Source organism: Janthinobacterium sp. LPB2021202312-11-4, from assembly GCF_037049705.1.
Lineage (GTDB): Bacteria > Pseudomonadota > Gammaproteobacteria > Pseudomonadales > Pseudomonadaceae > Aquipseudomonas.
In genome coordinates, this window is sequence record NZ_JBAGKV010000014.1 from 65,874 (window position 1) to 82,211 (window position 16,338).

Here is a 16,338-nt window from a genome sequence, read left to right on the forward strand (position 1 = left end):
CGTTTTGCGGTTGCCTTCGTCGGAGCTCTCGGCAACACTTCCGTCCCCATAAAGGAAGGAGTGCACCGTGAGCCCTGTCGATATTGTTCGTTTACTGTCGCTGGCGGCTATCTGGGGTGCGAGTTTCCTGTTCATGCGCATCATCGCGCCGGTGATCGGCACCATTCCCACGGCGTTTTTCCGGGTATCGATTGCGGCGGCCGGTTTGCTGGTGATCCTTGGGCTGATGCGCATCAGTTGGGATTTCAAAGGCAAACTCAAAACCGTGATGCTGCTTGGGGTGATCAACTCCGGGATTCCGGCGACCCTGTATTCGGTCGCCGCACAAGTGCTGCCGGCCGGGTACTCGGCGATTTTCAACGCCACCACGCCGCTGATAGGTGTGCTGATCGGCGGGTTGTTCTTCCATGAAAAACTCACGGCGGCCAAGCTTGGCGGGGTGTTCCTCGGGTTGTTTGGCGTCGGCGTGCTGACCCGTGCCGGGCCGGTGGCGTTTGATTTGCAATTGTTGATGGGCGCCCTCGCCTGTTTGCTCGCGACGACTTGCTACGGTTTCGCCGGGTTCCTCGCCCGCCGCTGGCTCGATCAGGCCGGTGGCCTCGACAGTCGTTTGTCGGCGCTGGGCAGCATGCTCGGCGCGACGTTGTTCCTGTTGCCGCTGTTCGGCTACAGCGTGATCAGCAACCCGCCGCCGAGCTGGGGCGGCTGGAATGTCTGGTTGTCGCTGCTGGGCTTGGGCCTGCTCTGCACCGCGTTTGCGTACATCGTTTACTTCCGCTTGCTGAGCTCGATCGGCCCGGTGAAGTCGATGACCGTGACCTTCATGATCCCGCCGTTTGGTGTGTTGTGGGGCGCGTTGCTGCTGGATGAGCCGTTGTCGATGGCGCACATCTATGGCGGGGTGTTGATTGCGGCGGCGTTGTGGCTGGTGTTGAAGCCGGCCGTGGTGAAACCGGCAGAAGTGGCCACCCGCCAACACTAAAACCTGCCCCCCGTAGGAGCTGCCGAAGGCTGCGATCTTTTGATCTTCTTTTTAAGATCAAGATCAAAAGATCGCAGCCTTCGGCAGCTCCTACGGGGTTGTTCGGCGGTCAGTTGCTATATCGCGGTTTTGTAGCCGTCCTCGCGCTGTCGCGCCCGTGCCTGGATCACGTTGAGCATCGCGCAGCCTTCGCGCGTCAACAGGTGCACCGCCCGGGTGACGCGGGTCAGGTCGCAATCGGAAATGCCGGTGAGGTTGAGGCTGGACAAGGTGTCGGTCAGGTCGCGGACCACGCTGAACCGGTGCATGGCGCAGGCGGCGATGTCGCTGAGTTCTTTGTGGGTGTTGATGAAGAGCACCGGGTTGTCGGCGTCGTAGGTGTCGATGGGGAGGTAACGCGGCATCACTTCGAGCATAGGTGTAACTCCAAATAGGGCTACCTCCAGTTCGCGGCCAAGCGAAAAAAGGTGGCAGCTGCGTGCGGGTTGGCCGACCGGACACCTACAAACCGGCACACCCGAAGGTGTCCCGCGCACAGCTGCCATAACACGACGTCCAGACATGAACATGCCTGAGCAATGACGCTGTTGCGTTTGGTGTGGTCGACCGGCCAAGGTCATTTCGCGGTGTTTTTTCGCGAGCCGAAACTATAGGGGTCGATGCCAAAACGCGGCAACAGGGTACGTCGTAGGAAGCGTCTTGAAAAGTTGTACGCCGCTACGACATCCCCCGTTTGCGCTGTAGGACCACCCCTTCCCGCCGCCGCAAAACCCTGGCTGATTACAGCGCCTGAGCACTCACCTCCCCGTCCACCAAGCGCCGAATCCCCAGTGGATTGGCGTTCTGCAACGCCTCGGGCAACAGCGCATCCGGATAATTCTGGAAACACACCGGGCGCAGAAAACGCTCAATCGCCAGCGTGCCCACCGACGTCCCGCGCGCATCCGACGTTGCCGGGTACGGCCCGCCATGCACCATCGCTTCGCACACTTCAACGCCGGTCGGGTAACCGTTGAGCAGAATTCGCCCGACCTTTTCCTGCAGCGATTCGGCGAGCCAACGGAACGCCAGCAACTCATCCGCTTCACCAATCAACGTCGCCGTGAGTTGCCCGCGCAAACCGTGGAGCGCTGCGGCCAACTGCGCCTGATCGTCGACTTCGATGACGATAGTGGTCGGCCCGAAGACTTCTTCCTGAAGCAGTTCATCGCCGTTGAGCAACAGGTTGACGTCAGCCTTGAACACTTGCGGCCGGGCCTGTTCGCCCTGCTGCGGGTGACCGGCCAGGTGCGTCAGCCCCGGGTGTTCGTGCAAGGCGCCCAGGCCCAAACCGTAGCTGACCAACGCGCCGGCATTGAGCATGGTTTGCGCCGGTTGTTCGTTCATGTGCGCGCAAAAATGCTGCAAAAACGCGCTGAATTGCGGCGAACGCAAACCGATGACCAAGCCTGGATTGGTGCAGAACTGGCCGCAGCCCAAGGTCACCGAACCTGCCAGTTGCGCGGCGATTTGCTCGCCGCGCACCGCCAGCGCTTCGGGCAGCAGGAACACCGGGTTGATGCTCGACATCTCGGCAAACACCGGGATCGGCTGTGGCCGGGTCGCAGCCATATGGCTCAGGGCATTGCCGCCCTTGAGCGAACCGGTGAAGCCCACCGCTTGAATCGCCGGGTGCTTGACCAGCCACTCACCGACGCCGCCGCCATAAATCATGTTGAACACGCCGGCCGGCATCCCGGTGCGTTCAGCGGCGCGCAGGATCGCATCCGCAACCCATTCGGCGGTTGCCATGTGTCCGCTGTGGGCCTTGAACACCACCGGGCAACCGGCGGCCAGTGCTGAGGCGGTATCGCCGCCAGCGGTGGAGAACGCCAACGGAAAGTTGCTGGCACCGAACACCGCCACCGGCCCGAGGGCGATGCGGTATTGGCGCAGGTCCGGGCGTGGCAATGGCTGGCGCTCCGGCAAGGCTCGGTCGATGCGCGCCCCGTAGAAGTCGCCGCGCCGCAAGACCTTGGCGAACAAACGCATCTGGCCGCTGGTGCGGCCGCGTTCGCCCTGGATGCGCCCGGCCGGCAACGCGGTTTCGCGGCACACGGTGGCGACGAAATCATCGCCCAGGGCATCGATTTCATCGGCAATGGCGTCGAGGAACGTGGCGCGTTTTTCTGCGCTGAGGTTGCGGTAAATCGGGTACGCGTCGGCGGCCGCTTGGGCGGCGGCATCGACTTCGGCTTCAGTGGCCTGGAAGAAGGTGCCCGGCAGCGGTTCGCCGGTGGTGGCGTCGAGGCTTTGCAGTTGCACGGCGCCGTTGGCGCTGCGCTGGCCGGCGATGTAGTTGTGTCCGAGTAGAGGGGTCATTAAGGGATTCCTTATGGGCTGACAGTGTCAGTGGTTGAGAGTTAAGGAGGATTCAAGATCCACCCCTCACCCCAGCCCTCTCCCCAAAAGGGAGAGGGGAAAGGGAGCTGATCTTCATGCTTTTCAAATGAGCGCCTGACTCGAATTTCACATCTAAAGCGCACGCACCTGCCCGATGGCCAACGGCTGGGCGCTCTCGCCGATGCCGTTTTCCAGGGCAGCGCCGAACGCGTCGAGACTGATCTGGAAGCGATCCCCCGGCTGGGTTTTCACCCCGTCGGCAAACGACAGCGTGGCGGTGCCGAAGTAGTGCACGTGGACATCGCCGGGACGCAGAAACTGCGCGTATTTGAAGTGATGGAATTCGAGGTTGGCGAGGCTGTGGCACATGTTGTCTTCGCCGCTGAGAAACTCCTTTTCCCAAAGGGTTTCACCGTTGCGAATGATGCGACTCGTGCCCGCCAGGTGCTTGGGCAACTCACCGACGCGCAACTCCGGGCCATAAGCGCAGAAGCGCAGTTTCGAGTGGGCCAGATAGAGGTAATTGCGCCGCTCCATCACATGGTCGGAGAACTCGTTGCCCAGGGCATAACCGAGGCGATACGGCTGGCCGTCGTCGCCAATGACGTAGAGGCCGGTCAGCTCCGGTTCTTCGCCGGCATCTTCGGCAAACGGCGGCACCGGGAAATCGGCGCCGGGGCGGATCACGATGCTGCCGTCACCTTTGTAGAACCATTCGGGCTGCGCCCCAACCTGACCGGCCGCCGGTTTGCCGCCCTCCAGGCCCCATTTGAAGATGCGCATGGTGTCGGTCATGCCGGCTTCGACTTCGCCTTCATGCTGGTGCATTTTGTCCCGGGCCGAGGCGCTGCCCAAATGGGTCAGGCCGGTGCCGCTGATCAGGCAATGGGCCGGGTCTTCGTGGTCCAGCGGCGGCAGAATTTTGCCCTGCTGCAACAGCTGCGCGTACTCCGGGCCCGGTTCAGTCCCACGTTGTGCGACTTCGTCTTGCAGGCTGTGCTGGGCGCGGATCGCCGCGAGGGCCAGTTCACGGGTGCTGCGGGTGCCGTTCAACACCTGGACCTGCGAACCCTCGACGACGCCAACCTGGCGTTCACCGGCAGTGTTTTCAAATTGAATCAGGCGCATGTCAGCCCTCCAGAAAGTCGTGGATGGCGCCGCTGCCGAGCGGCGCATCAGGATCACTCGATGATGTTGAAGTCGCTCAGGTATTCATCGGAGATTTCCAGGCCCAGGCCTGGCTTGTTGTCGTCGAGCTGGATGTAGCCGTTGACCGGTTGCGGCTCGCCCTTGAACACGTAGTAGAAGAGTTCGTTGCCGACTTCGACGTCGAACACCGGGAAGAACTCAGCCATCGGCGAGGCGGTAGTGGACATGGTCAGGTGATAGTTGTGCATCTGCCCGGCGTGCGGGATCACCGGCACCGACCAGGCTTCGGCCATGGCGTTGATCTTGCGCGCCGCGGTGATGCCGCCGACGCGGTTGGTGTCGTACTGGATCACGTCCACGGCGCGGCGTTCGAGCAGGTCTTTGAAGCCGTAGGAAGTGAACTCATGCTCGCCGCCGGAGATCGGCATGATCCCCATTTTTTTCAGCTCGATGTAGCCCTCGATGTCGTCGGCGATCACCGGCTCTTCCAGCCACCGCGGTTCGAATTCGGCGAGTTTTGGCAACATGCGGCGCGCATATTCCAGGGTCCAGCCCATGTAGCACTCAAGCATGATGTCGATGTCCGGCCCGGCGAGGTTACGCAGCGCCCGCACTTGTTCGATGTTCTTGCGCATGCCCGCCGGGCCGTCTTTCGGGCCGTAGCCGAAGCGCATTTTCAGCGCGGTGAAGCCCTGATTCAGATAGCCCTGGGCTTCTTCCAGGAACAGGTCGAGGTTGTCGTTGGCGTAGAGTTTGGAGGCGTAGGTCCAGATCTTTTCCTTGGTGCGGCCACCGAGCAACTTGAACACCGGTTTGTTGACGGCTTTGCCCATGATGTCCCAGATCGCAATGTCGATCGCCGAGATCGCCGCCATGCCGATGCCTTTGCGACCCCAGGCGTGACTCTGGCGGTACATCTTCTGCCAGATATATTCGTTGTCGAACGGGTCTTCGCCGATGGCGATAGGCGCCAGGTACGTGTCGATGATTTCCTTGGCCACACGCGGTGCCAGGGCGCAGTTACCGATGCCGACCAGGCCCGTATCGGTCTCGATTTCCACCACCAGCCAGCCATGAAAACGGAACGAGCCCATGGCATCGCCGCGCTCGAAAAGAATGTCGCTGGCGTTGGTGCAAAAGTGCGCTTGCGGTGGCACGACTTTGCCTTTCCACTCGAAAACGCGGGTACGGATCGCTGTGATTTTCATGAATTCAATTCCTTGCTAACGCTTTGGTAGTGATCAGCCAACCTGAGCCGGTGTGAGCTGCGAGGGGGATGTGGGTGTGTGGGTGGTGCGAAGTCGGGACAGCAGGACTGCGCCAACAAGGCCGACCAGGGCCAGGGAAAACATGCCGGCGCGGGGGTCGGCGAAACTGGTTTCCATCACGGTTTTCAGGTTCGGCGCGACGAAGCCGCCGAGGTTGCCGATGGAGTTGATCAAGGCGATGCCGCCAGCCGCCGCAGCGCCGCTGAGGTAGCTGGTGGGAATGGTCCAGAACAGGGGTTGCACCGAGACAAAACCGGCCGCCGCGAAGCAGAACGCCAACACCACCGGGACCATGCTGGTGCCCAGCGCCGAGGCGGCGATGCCGAGGGCGGCCATGGTCAGCATGCACACGGCGAGTCGACGGTGCTGGCCGGTGCGGTCGGCGTAGCGAGTGACGAGACGAGTCACGATCAGGGCGCAAATCCACGGGATCGCAGTGATCAGGCCGACGTTGAGGCCGACATGGCCGTCGAGCAAACCGGCAATCCGCGTCGGCAGGTAAAACACCACGCCGTAGACGCTCATCTGAATCGTGAAATACGCCAGGCAGAATTGCAGCACCCGAGGATTGCGCAAGGCACTGAGAAAACCGTGGGGGCTGCTGTCTTTTTTCTGTGCGTCTTCTTCACTCAGCGCGGTTTCCAGCGCTTGTTTTTCTTCGACGCTCAACCAGGTGGCCTGGGCCGGGCGGTTGACCAGATAGAAGTACGCCGCGATGCCGACCACCGACGCCATCAGCCCTTCGACGACGAACAGCCACTGCCAGTTGGTCAGGCTAAACACGCCGTGGAAGTCCAGCAACCATCCCGACAATGGACTGCCCAACACCAGCGCCAGCGGCAGGCCGAAGTAGAACAGACCGAGTGCCTGGCCACGGCTCTGCGCCGGGAACCAGTAGGTGAGGTAAAGGATGATGCCCGGGAAAAAACCGGCTTCGGCGACGCCCAGCATAAAGCGCAGGACGTAGAAGGTTTCGGCGTTGTGGGCGAACATCATCGCCGCCGACACCAGGCCCCAGGTGACCATGATCCGGCACAGCCAGACCTTCGCGCCGAGGCGGTGCAGCATGTAGTTGCTCGGCACTTCGAAGAACGCGTAACCGATGAAGAAGATGCTCGCGCCGAAGGCAAACGCCGCATCGCCCAGCCCGGTATCGGCCTGCAACGCCGCTTTGGCGAAGCCGACGTTGGAGCGGTCGATAAACGCGAGGATGTACATCAGGATCAGAAACGGCAGCAAACGCAGCCGGCTTTTGGAGATGGCACTGGTCAAAGCCAGGACGGAGTCTGGACGGGTCATATGAAGTTCCTTTGCTGCCGGTATGTGCCTTGCGGAAGTAACAAGGCGGGCTTTTTGTAGTTGTTGAATCGGCTGATCGAGGCGGCGCGGGTGGCTGGCTCTGGTCATTCGATGGAGCGACTTTAGCCAGCGACAATGGGCGCGGATAATCACTTATGCGTATCCAGCGATAACCTGGGGTGATAGCAGATCGCGGTTATTACCCGGATCGGGTTATCAGGCAAAAAAAGATCGCAGCCTTCGCCAGCGCCTACAAGGGAATGCATAAACCCGGTAGGCGCTGCCGAAGGCTGCGATCTTTTGATCTTTCGTTGTTAGTAGTTACGCGTCCCCATCCGGCACGCAATCTCGAAAGCCTGGCGAATCGCCCCGACATTCGCCTTGCCCTGCCCGGCGATATCAAACGCGGTGCCGTGGGCCGGTGTGGTGATCGGGATCGGCAGCCCGCCCTGCACCGTCACCCCACGGGAGAAGCCCATCAACTTGATCGCGATCTGCCCCTGGTCGTGGTACATCGTCACCACTGCGTCAAAGGCACTCGCATCGCCCTGGACCTTGAGGAAAATCGTGTCACCCGGATACGGCCCTTCCGCCGCAATCCCCAACGCCTGCGCCGAACGAACCGCCGGGCCAATGATGTCGAGTTCTTCGCGCCCGAACGAGCCGTTGTCGCCGTTATGCGGGTTCAAGCCGCACACACCGATGCGCGGCTTTTCCAGGCCATTGCGCTTGAGCGCGGTGTCAATCAACTGGATCGCTTCCACCACCCGCGCTTGCGTCAGCATGCCCGGCACCTCGGCCAGGGCCACATGCGAGGTCACCCGCGAGGTCCAGAGGTTGTCGAGCACGTTGAATTCGCAGAACGGCCCGTGGAAATCCAGCAACTCGGCGAACCAGTGCAGCTCATCGTTATGCGCCATGCCGGCCATGTGCAGCGAGGTCTTGTTCAACGGCCCGAACAGCACCGCACCGGTGGTGCCGGCCTCGGTCAGGCGCAGGGCTTTTTCCAGGGTGTCGAGGCTGTAGCGGCCGCCGATGACACTGGCTTCGCTGCGCGGGAACTCACCTATGGTGTCGCCACGAAAGTCATAGAACAGCGGCGTGTTATCGACAAACGACAACTGCTCCAGCGACTCGACCCGACGGTAGGGAAACTCCACCCCGGCGATGCGCATGCCGCGCTGCATTTCCGCTTCATCGGCAATCAGTATCACGTTGGCCTGGCGGCGCACTTCGGGCTCGCCGAGCAGGCGTGCGATCAGTTCCGGGCCGATGCCCGCCGGGTCACCCAGGACCATGGCGATGGTTGTCTTGTTCATGCTTCTCTCCTCAAGGCTTGAGCCCCTGTGCGGTCGATGGCGCAAGGCTCGCAACGATAAATGCGCTGCGCGTTGCTGTAGAACAGACGCTCCTGATCAGCCCTCGGCAGATCAGCAACGATGGATTTGAAACCGCTGTAGATGTCGTCGAACGAGCCGCACAGGCTGTCCACCGGGAAGTTGCTGGCGAACATCACCCGGTCGGTGCCGAACATGGCGATCACTTCGCGCACGATCCAGGCGTTGTCCTTGGCGCGCCATGCCCGCCCCGCCAGTCCCAGCCCCGAAATCTTCACCTGCACGTTCGGCCACTCGGCCAGCCGCGCCATCGCCAAGCGCCAGCCCGCCAGGCCTTCGGCGCTGCGGTCGCTGGGCAAACCGGCGTGGTTGAGGATCAGCGTGGTGCCGGGAAAGTCACGCGCCAGGCGCTCGGCTTCATGCAAGTTCCACCACGGGGTCTGCAAGTCGAAATGCAAACCCAACCCCTGCAGGGCGGCGAAACTACGGCGCCAAGATTCGTCGCTCATCAGGCTGCGCACATGGCCCACTTGCGCAGGCGCAGTCGGGCCGCCGGGTTTGTGCCGCACGCTGCGCACGCACTTGAAACTCGCTTGCTCGCGCAGCACCGCAATAGCGTCCGGGTGATCGAGCCAGGCTTGGGCGACGATGGCATTCGGCACGCCGTAACGCGCGGCGAGCCCTTCGATGAAACGGGTTTCGCCAATCGGGTCACGGGGGTTCCATTCGGTCTCGATGTACACCGTTTGCACGACGTTATGCGGGCCGACATCGGCAAAATATTCGTCGGGCAAATAGCGCCGTTTGATCGCGCTGTAGTCACCGTAGCGAAACGGGATGCTGGCCTCGGGCGCGAGCCACGGATAATCGTTGATCGACGGGTCCCAGAAGTGATGATGGGCGTCGATGATCGGACCATTCCATGGGGTGCCGGGTAAGTCCTTAGTCATGGCGCACCTCATCCAGGCTGATGAACAACGTGGCGAAAACAAAGATCGCCGAGCACACCGCGAAGAACCCCAGCACCGGCGCAAATCCACCGGCCATTTGCAAAATGATCCCCACCAGAATCGGTACCGCAATGCCGCCGGTGCTGCCGGCCATGTTCATCACGCCGCCGATCAACCCGACCCGCGCCGGGGCCGCCAGCAACGCCGGGAAGCTCCAGTAGAGGCTGCCCCACATCAAGAAAAACGCGGTCATGGCCAACAACGCCACGGCCGCAAAAGGATTGCTCAGGGTCGGCAGCAACAGGAACGCACCGAGGGCCACCAGGCCGGAAAACGCCAACAGACTCTTGACCGCCACGCCCCGGCTGACGCCTTTGCGGATCAACCCGTCGCAGAGGAAACCACCGGTCAATGAGCCCAGTGCGCCGCAGATAAAAATCACGAACGTCGCCGCGCCGATGCCCTTGATATCAAAGCCTCGGGCCTGGGCCAGGTAACTCGGGCCCCAGGTCAACAGGCCGAAATACACCATCGCCCAACTGGCGCGACCGATTAGCAAACCGCTCAAGGAACGTGCGGCAATGCCCAGGCCTTTGACCGGCACGCGGGCCGCTTCGGCTGCCGGAGTGGCGCGGCCGGCGTTGATCTTCTCCAGCTCCAGCGCATTCACTTGCGGATGGCTGGCCGGGTCGTCACGCAGATAGCGCCGCGCCAGCCACGCCAGCACCAGCGTGGCGATGCCGGCAATCACGAACGCCAGGCGCCACGAATCCAGCGACGCGATCAGGTAAGCAATGATCAACCCGCCCAACGCCACCCCCAACGGGCTGCCGCTGTCCATCAACACCGCACCGCGACTGCGCTCGCTGGGGGCCAGCCACAGGGAAATCAGTTTGCCGCCCGACGGAAACAACGGCGCCTCGGCGGCACCGAGGGCAACCCGGGCGAACAGCAATGACAAGCCGCCGGTAGCGAAGGCGGCGATCACCTGAAACGTCCCCCACAACCCGGTGGACCAACCGATCACCCGGTGCGGGCCGAAGCGGTCGATCAACCAGCCGCCGGGAATCTGCAACAGCGCATAGGCCCAGAAGAAACTGCTGAGGATCAGCCCTTGCATGCTCGGCGACAGGGAAAATTCATGGGCAATGGTCGGCATCGCAATCGACAGCGACACCCGGTCAATCAGGTTGACCATGGTCAGCGCGAAGATGATCGCGAAGATCCGCCAGCGCACGCTGCTGGCTTTGGTGATGCCGGTCAGCGGTGTGGCCGCTGCCGTGGACTGAACACCTGCGCCGGGCAGATGCAGGGAAGCACTGGGACGAGCCATGGTGCGTACCTCTTTTATTATTGTTGTGGGTGCAGCATTACCGCTTCGAGGCGGCATTGGTGAGCACTATCGAAGGCCCAGTGATAACCGTCTAATCAAAACTTGAAATAAGGCGATAGCCTCGGGTTATGGCATGCCCGGCTTTCAGTACGCTTTCAATGGTTGGCGCCCGGCGCTCATTTCAGCGAAAAGGCTCTAGTGCAAAGCATTCAGCGATGAATGGGATTTTGTCCGTTCAGACCTATAACCCCAGGCTATCGGTGTATGTATTGTTTTGACTAGACGCGGCTGCGGCGGCTTCCCACACTCGGGCCAGGCTTGCGGCTTTCGAGCGCAGACAAGTCACTCATAACAACTACAAGAATGAGGCCCTTCCATGCGAACTGCATTCGCTCGTCGCACCTCCCGCCTGCTCCTGGGCTGCACCCTGGTCGCCGCCGGCACCCTCCCCGCTCTCGCGCACGCCTGGCAACCGGACAAGAATGTCGAAATCGTCGTGGCCGGTGGCCCCGGCGGCGGCACCGACCAGCTCGGTCGCCTGATCCAGTCGATCATCACCACCCACAAGTTTCTCGACGTGAATACCATCGTCCTCAACAAGGGCGGCGGCAATGGCGCCGAAGCGTTCCTCGACTTGAAGATGAACAAGGGTGATCCGGAAAAACTGGTGATCGGCACCAACAACATCTACCTGTTGCCGCTGGTGTCCAAGCTCGGCTACCAATGGCAGGAGCTGACCCCGGTGGCGGCCCTGGCCGAGGACGACTTCATCCTCTGGAGCTACAAAGACGCGCCGTGGAAGGATGCCAAGGGTTTCTACGAAGCCGTCAAGGCTGACCCGTCGAACCTGCGCATGGGCGGCAGCCAGTCCAAGGATGTGGACCAGACCCTGACCCTGCTGCTGAACCAGACCACCGGCAGCAAACTGGTGTACATCCCGTTCAAGAGTGGCAGTGAAGCCGCGACCCAACTGGCCGGCAAACACATCGCCGCCAACGTCAACAACCCCAGCGAAAGCATCAGCCAATGGCGCGGCGACCAGGTCGAGCCGCTCTGCGTATTCAGTAACGAACGCATGAGCTACACCGAGAAAGTCGCGGGCGACAAATCCTGGGCCGATGTGCCGACCTGCCACGAACAAGGCTTGGGCATCGATCAGTACCGCTTCCCGCGCACCGTGTTCATGCCCGGCGAAGTCACCGCCGAGCAACGGGCGTTCTACGTCGATTTGATGCGCAAAGTCACCGAGACGCCGGAGTTCAAGGCCTACGTCAAACAGAACGCACTGGTCCCGACCTTCCTCCAGGGTGATCAGTTGACCGCCTACATTGAAAAGGACACCGCCCGCGTCACCCCGGTGTTCAAAGAGGCTGGCTGGCTGAAAAACTGAGTTGCCTGCGGCCGTCCGCGTGCGCACGGCCGTCACCTGCTGGAGGTGTTTGATGTCCCATTCTTCGGATTCACCGGCGCTGGTCGGTACCCGCTGGGTCGAACTCGGCCTGACACTCTTCACCGCGCTGATCGGCGTGGTGGTGATGTTCGGCAGCGTCGAACAAGGTATTGGCTGGGGCGATTCCGGCCCTGAGCCGGGCTACTTCCCTTTCTACATCGGTCTGTTGTTGAGCGCCGCGAGCGTGGGCAACGGTGTGTTGACCGTGGTGCGCTGGCAAGCCCTGAGCGTTTCGTTCGTCAGCCGCAGCGCATTCAAGCAAGTGTTGTCGGTGTTTGTCCCGATTGCCTTGTTTGTCGGCGCGATGCCGTTCACCGGCATCTATGTGTCCTCAGCGTGTTTCATTGCCTGGTTCATGTGGCGTGACAAGGTGCGCGTCAAACCCTATGGCAAGTGGATGATCGGCACCGTGTCCCTCGGTGCGGTGCTCGCCAGTTACCTGATTTTCGCGCTGTGGTTCAAGGTCCCGCTGGATGCCGGCCCGATGGGCGACTGGATTGCCCTGGCCGGGAGAAATTTCAAATGAGCGAGTTCGATTCCCTGCTGCAAGGCATGAACCTGATCCTGACCCCGGGCCATATCGGCCTGATGGTGATCGGCGTGCTGCTGGGCATTCTGGTCGGCGTACTGCCCGGCCTCGGCGCCCCCAATGGCGTGGCATTGCTGCTGCCGCTGACCTTCACCATGTCGCCGGTGTCGGCGATCATTTTGCTGTCGTGCATGTATTGGGGCGCGCTGTTTGGCGGCTCGATCACCTCGATCCTGTTCAACATTCCCGGTGAGCCCTCATCGGTGGCGACCACCTTCGACGGCTACCCGATGGCCCGGGAAGGTCGCGCCGCCGAAGCCCTGACAGCGGCGTTCAGCTCGGCGCTGATTGGCGCCTTGGCCGGGGTGTTGTTGCTGACGTTTTTGTCGACCCGGATTGCCGCGTTTGCCATGTCGTTCAGTTCGCCGGAGTTCTTCGCGGTGTACCTGTTGGCGTTCTGCACCTTCATCGGCATGAGCAAGAACCCGCCGTTGAAAACCGTGGTGGCAATGATGATCGGCTTTGCCATGGCCGCCGTCGGGATGGACACGGTGTCGGGCAATCTGCGCCTGACCTTCGACCAGCCGATCTTGATGACCGGCATCAGTTTCGAAGTGGCGGTGATCGGTCTGTTCGGCATCGGCGAAATCCTCTGCACCGTCGAAGAAGGCTTGGTGTTTCGCGGCGAGCATGCGCGCATTACACCGATGGTGATCCTGCGGACCTGGGCCAAATTGCCCCGCTACTGGTGGACCATTTTGCGCAGTACCTTGGTCGGTTGCTGGATGGGCATCACGCCGGGCGGTCCGACGGCCGCATCGTTCATGAGCTACAGCCTGGCCCGGCGCTTCTCGAAGAACCGCGAGAACTTTGGTAAGGGTGAACTCGAAGGCGTGATCGCCCCGGAAACCGCCGACCACGCTGCCGGCACCAGTGCCTTGCTGCCGATGCTGACCCTGGGCATTCCCGGCTCGGCAACTGCGGCGGTGATGCTCGGTGGCTTGATGATCTGGGGCCTGCACCCGGGGCCGACGTTGTTCGTCGAGCAGCATGATTTCGTCTGGGGCCTGATTGCGAGTATGTACCTGGGCAACGTGGTGAGCCTGATCGTGGTGTTGGCCACCGTGCCGTTGTTCGCCTCGATCCTGCGCATTCCGTTCTCGATCATTGCGCCGATCATCATCATGGTCTGCGCGATTGGTGCTTACTCGGTGCACAACTCGTTCTTCGACGTGGTGCTGATGCTGGGCTTCGGTGCGCTGGGGTATCTGTTCAAGAAACTCGGTTATCCGATCGCGCCGCTGGTGTTGGCCGCGGTGCTGGGAGATAAGGCTGAAGATGCGTTCCGTCAATCGATGCTGTTTTCCGATGGGCACCTGGGGATTTTCTGGTCCAACCCGTTGGTCGGTTGCCTGACCACAGCAGCGCTGTTGATGCTGTTCTGGCCGTTGATTTCCAAGGCGCTGGCCGCCGTGATCGGGCTGCGCAAACCCCATGTCGCCAAGCCAAAATCGGTGCTGTGACACAGCAATGCTGGCAACGCCTGACATTTGTTGTCAGGCTTGCCGCAGTCTTTTTTGCGAGCGCGGCCCATGACCCGAATTCCTGAAGCCAATGTGATCCACAGTCGCCTGCGTCTGCGCCAATTGCGGCTGATGCTGGCGCTGCAGGAGTTCGGCTCGTTGCGCCGCGCCGCCGACCACATCGGCATGACCCAACCGGCGGCGACCAAGATGCTGCACGAAGCCGAGGACTTGCTCGGCGTCGAGCTGTTCGAGCGCTTGCCCCGGGGCATGCGCTCGATCCCGTTCGGGGAAACCGTCATTTACTACGCGCGCATGGTGTTTGCCGAACTCAGCGGCATGCGTGAAGAACTGGTGGCGCTCGAATCCGGCAATCTGGGGCGCGTGGCGGTCGGGGCCATTCCGGCGCTGGCCTCGGGGTTGTTGACCCGCACCATCGCGACCTTGAAACAAAGCCATCCACGCTTGTCCATGAGCATTCAGGTCGATACCAGCGACGTGCTGGTGCAGGCCTTGTTGCAGGATCAACTGGATATCGTTTTGGGGCGGATTCCCGCCGGGGCGCGGGCCGAAGAGTTGCTGTTCGACAGCCTCGGCGAAGAAGCCCTGTGCGTGATTGCCGGCGCACAGAACCCACTGGCGCAGGAGAAAAACCTGAGTTGGGCCGAGTTGCAGAACATGACCTGGGTGTTGCAACAGCATCCGAGCCCGATGCGCGCGATCATCAATCAGGTGTTCCACAACGCCCGGGTGGATATCCCCAACAGCATTGTTGAAACCACCTCGATCATGACCTTGCTGTCGTTGATCCAGCAGACCGACATGCTCGGCGTCACGCCGGTGTCGGTGGTCGAGGATTACGCCGGGCGTGATTTACTCGCCGTGCTGCCAATCAAGTTTGAAGCGCGGTTGCCGCCGTACGGGTTGATCACCCGGCGTCATCGCATTCAATCCTCGGCGATGCAGGCGTTCATGAATTCGGTGCGGGCCGAGCATGCGCTGGCCAAATAAAAAGGCCCGGGGCATAGGCTCCGGGCCTTTGGGTTTTTACGCTGTTTTACGAAAGACGAAGACCAGGCCGACGATAATCAGCAGCATGCCCATCATGCTCAGCATCGCCAGCCGATTACCGAAAATCAGGTAATCCATCACCGCCGTCACGGCCGGCACCAGGTAAAACAGGCTGGTGACGTTCACCAGATTGCCCCGGGCGATCAGCCGATACAGCAGCAACGTCGCCAGCACCGACACCACCAGGCCCATCCACAACACCGGCACGATAAACCCGCTGCTGTGCTCGAAGTGGAACGGCTGGAACGGTACGAAAATCCCGCACAGCAACAGCCCGGCCAGGTACTGCACCGGCAGCGTGCCGAGGGGATTGTCGGTGATGCGTTTTTGCATGATCGAGCCGAAGGTCATGCTCGCCAGCGCCAGCAACCCAAAGAGCATCCCGGCCAGCGACATCCCGGCCAGACCGATGCCTTGGTACACCACCATGATCAACCCGGCCAGGCCCAGCGCGAGGCCGAACATCCGGCTGATTGAGCGCTGCCGCTCCATGATCACCACGGTGAGGATCGGCTGAACGCCCATGATGGTCGCCATCACGCCCGGCGTGACCTTCAGGTCCAGCGCCAACAGATAGAAAATCTGATAGGCCCCCAGCAACACCACGCCCGTGGCCATCGCATACAGCATCGGCTTGCCGCCCTTGGGCAATTTCAGCTTGAGCAACGGCATCAACAGCACCAACCCGCACAGGGCGATGGTGAAACGAATCAACAGAAAGGCGAACGGTGACGCATGGGCCAAGCCCCATTTGGAGAAGATCGCCCCGCTGCTCCACAGCAGAACGAACAGGCTCGTGGACGCCGCCGCGAGCGCGGATTTTTTCGAAAGAGCAAACATGAGAGACCACCTGTCATCACGCAAAAAGCCAACTCAGCCGAAGCTGAAATTCAGTTGTTTTTTCAGACGGACATTGGGGCACAGCAGGAACAGCTGATCAGCCCGAAATGCCAACGCCTGGCGGTGATACGACTGCGCACACCGGCGTGCTACTGACAGGAGGGGGGTAATGACTGATCTGCGCAGGCTGCTGAATCCCGCACGGCACGACGCCAGCGTTGACCG

The 16,338-nt window shown here is 61.5% G+C and carries 14 protein-coding genes; 5 read left to right on the forward strand and 9 right to left on the reverse strand.

Going from position 1 to position 16,338, the window contains the following annotated elements:
* Positions 1-67 precede the first annotated feature (67 nt).
* Entirely contained in the window at positions 68-982 is a 915-nt protein-coding gene (locus V5E99_RS16350) for a DMT family transporter (RefSeq protein ID WP_499803361.1), read from the forward strand.
* A 116-nt stretch (positions 983-1,098) separates the two neighbouring features.
* Here V5E99_RS16350 and V5E99_RS16355 read toward each other — a convergent pair whose 3' ends face one another.
* The 8 genes from V5E99_RS16355 to V5E99_RS16390 form a co-directional block, all read right to left on the reverse strand.
* Positions 1,099-1,398 (reverse strand): hypothetical protein, encoded by a 300-nt coding sequence (locus V5E99_RS16355; RefSeq protein ID WP_499803362.1) that lies wholly within the window; start codon positions 1,396-1,398, stop codon positions 1,099-1,101.
* Between the two features lie 364 nt (positions 1,399-1,762).
* Positions 1,763-3,343: an aldehyde dehydrogenase (NADP(+)) gene (locus tag V5E99_RS16360; RefSeq protein WP_499803363.1), complete on the reverse strand. Its 1,581-nt coding sequence runs from the start codon at positions 3,341-3,343 to the stop codon at positions 1,763-1,765.
* Positions 3,344-3,496: 153 nt separating this feature from the next.
* On the reverse strand, positions 3,497-4,492 hold the full coding sequence (araD1, locus tag V5E99_RS16365) for an AraD1 family protein (protein WP_499803364.1): 996 nt from the start codon (positions 4,490-4,492) through the stop codon (positions 3,497-3,499).
* 53 nt (positions 4,493-4,545) lie between these two features.
* A complete protein-coding gene (locus V5E99_RS16370; RefSeq protein WP_123410611.1) occupies positions 4,546-5,721 on the reverse strand; it encodes an L-rhamnonate dehydratase in 1,176 nt (391 codons plus the stop codon).
* Positions 5,722-5,754: 33 nt separating this feature from the next.
* Positions 5,755-7,080, reverse strand: coding sequence for an MFS transporter (locus tag V5E99_RS16375; RefSeq protein ID WP_499803365.1), 1,326 nt, complete (start codon positions 7,078-7,080; stop codon positions 5,755-5,757).
* 314 nt (positions 7,081-7,394) lie between these two features.
* Positions 7,395-8,399, reverse strand: coding sequence for a 4-hydroxythreonine-4-phosphate dehydrogenase PdxA (locus V5E99_RS16380; protein WP_499803366.1), 1,005 nt, complete (start codon positions 8,397-8,399; stop codon positions 7,395-7,397).
* Complete coding sequence (locus tag V5E99_RS16385) at positions 8,396-9,367, reverse strand: amidohydrolase family protein (RefSeq protein ID WP_499803367.1); 972 nt, start codon at positions 9,365-9,367, stop codon at positions 8,396-8,398. Before V5E99_RS16385 ends, V5E99_RS16380 begins: the two co-directional genes overlap by 4 nt.
* Positions 9,360-10,700: an MFS transporter gene (locus tag V5E99_RS16390; RefSeq protein WP_499803368.1), complete on the reverse strand. Its 1,341-nt coding sequence runs from the start codon at positions 10,698-10,700 to the stop codon at positions 9,360-9,362. Before V5E99_RS16390 ends, V5E99_RS16385 begins: the two co-directional genes overlap by 8 nt.
* Positions 10,701-11,076: 376 nt before the next feature.
* On the opposite strand from V5E99_RS16390, the gene V5E99_RS16395 reads away from it, so the two are divergent.
* The 4 genes from V5E99_RS16395 (at position 11,077) to V5E99_RS16410 (ending at position 15,213) form a co-directional block, all read left to right on the forward strand.
* A complete protein-coding gene (locus V5E99_RS16395; RefSeq protein ID WP_499803369.1) occupies positions 11,077-12,090 on the forward strand; it encodes a Bug family tripartite tricarboxylate transporter substrate binding protein in 1,014 nt (337 codons plus the stop codon).
* A 52-nt stretch (positions 12,091-12,142) separates the two neighbouring features.
* The gene (locus V5E99_RS16400) at positions 12,143-12,676 is read left to right on the forward strand and encodes a tripartite tricarboxylate transporter TctB family protein (RefSeq protein WP_499803370.1); all 534 of its coding nucleotides are present in this window, start codon (positions 12,143-12,145) and stop codon (positions 12,674-12,676) included.
* Complete coding sequence (locus tag V5E99_RS16405; protein WP_499803371.1) at positions 12,673-14,202, forward strand: tripartite tricarboxylate transporter permease; 1,530 nt, start codon at positions 12,673-12,675, stop codon at positions 14,200-14,202. The genes V5E99_RS16400 and V5E99_RS16405 overlap by 4 nt, the downstream gene beginning before the upstream one ends.
* A gap of 69 nt (positions 14,203-14,271) precedes the next feature.
* Complete coding sequence (locus V5E99_RS16410) at positions 14,272-15,213, forward strand: LysR family transcriptional regulator (RefSeq protein ID WP_499803372.1); 942 nt, start codon at positions 14,272-14,274, stop codon at positions 15,211-15,213.
* Between the two features lie 36 nt (positions 15,214-15,249).
* Here the strand turns inward: V5E99_RS16410 and V5E99_RS16415 are convergent, their stop codons facing one another.
* Positions 15,250-16,113, reverse strand: coding sequence for a DMT family transporter (locus tag V5E99_RS16415; RefSeq protein ID WP_499803373.1), 864 nt, complete (start codon positions 16,111-16,113; stop codon positions 15,250-15,252).
* Positions 16,114-16,338 lie beyond the last annotated feature (225 nt).

Bases quoted from the DNA above. Each gene is read 5' to 3' on its own strand.
- V5E99_RS16355 (WP_499803362.1), bottom strand. From the start codon at position 1,398: ATGCTCGAAGTGATGCCGCGTTACCTCCCCATCGACACCTACGACGCC.
- V5E99_RS16360 (WP_499803363.1), bottom strand. From the start codon at position 3,343: ATGACCCCTCTACTCGGACACAACTACATCGCCGGCCAGCGCAGCGCC.
- araD1 (WP_499803364.1), bottom strand. From the start codon at position 4,492: ATGCGCCTGATTCAATTTGAAAACACTGCCGGTGAACGCCAGGTTGGC.
- V5E99_RS16370 (WP_123410611.1), bottom strand. From the start codon at position 5,721: ATGAAAATCACAGCGATCCGTACCCGCGTTTTCGAGTGGAAAGGCAAA.
- V5E99_RS16375 (WP_499803365.1), bottom strand. From the start codon at position 7,080: ATGACCCGTCCAGACTCCGTCCTGGCTTTGACCAGTGCCATCTCCAAA.
- V5E99_RS16380 (WP_499803366.1), bottom strand. From the start codon at position 8,399: ATGAACAAGACAACCATCGCCATGGTCCTGGGTGACCCGGCGGGCATC.
- V5E99_RS16385 (WP_499803367.1), bottom strand. From the start codon at position 9,367: ATGACTAAGGACTTACCCGGCACCCCATGGAATGGTCCGATCATCGAC.
- V5E99_RS16390 (WP_499803368.1), bottom strand. From the start codon at position 10,700: ATGGCTCGTCCCAGTGCTTCCCTGCATCTGCCCGGCGCAGGTGTTCAG.
- V5E99_RS16395 (WP_499803369.1), top strand. From the start codon at position 11,077: ATGCGAACTGCATTCGCTCGTCGCACCTCCCGCCTGCTCCTGGGCTGC.
- V5E99_RS16400 (WP_499803370.1), top strand. From the start codon at position 12,143: ATGTCCCATTCTTCGGATTCACCGGCGCTGGTCGGTACCCGCTGGGTC.
- V5E99_RS16405 (WP_499803371.1), top strand. From the start codon at position 12,673: ATGAGCGAGTTCGATTCCCTGCTGCAAGGCATGAACCTGATCCTGACC.
- V5E99_RS16410 (WP_499803372.1), top strand. From the start codon at position 14,272: ATGACCCGAATTCCTGAAGCCAATGTGATCCACAGTCGCCTGCGTCTG.
- V5E99_RS16415 (WP_499803373.1), bottom strand. From the start codon at position 16,113: ATGTTTGCTCTTTCGAAAAAATCCGCGCTCGCGGCGGCGTCCACGAGC.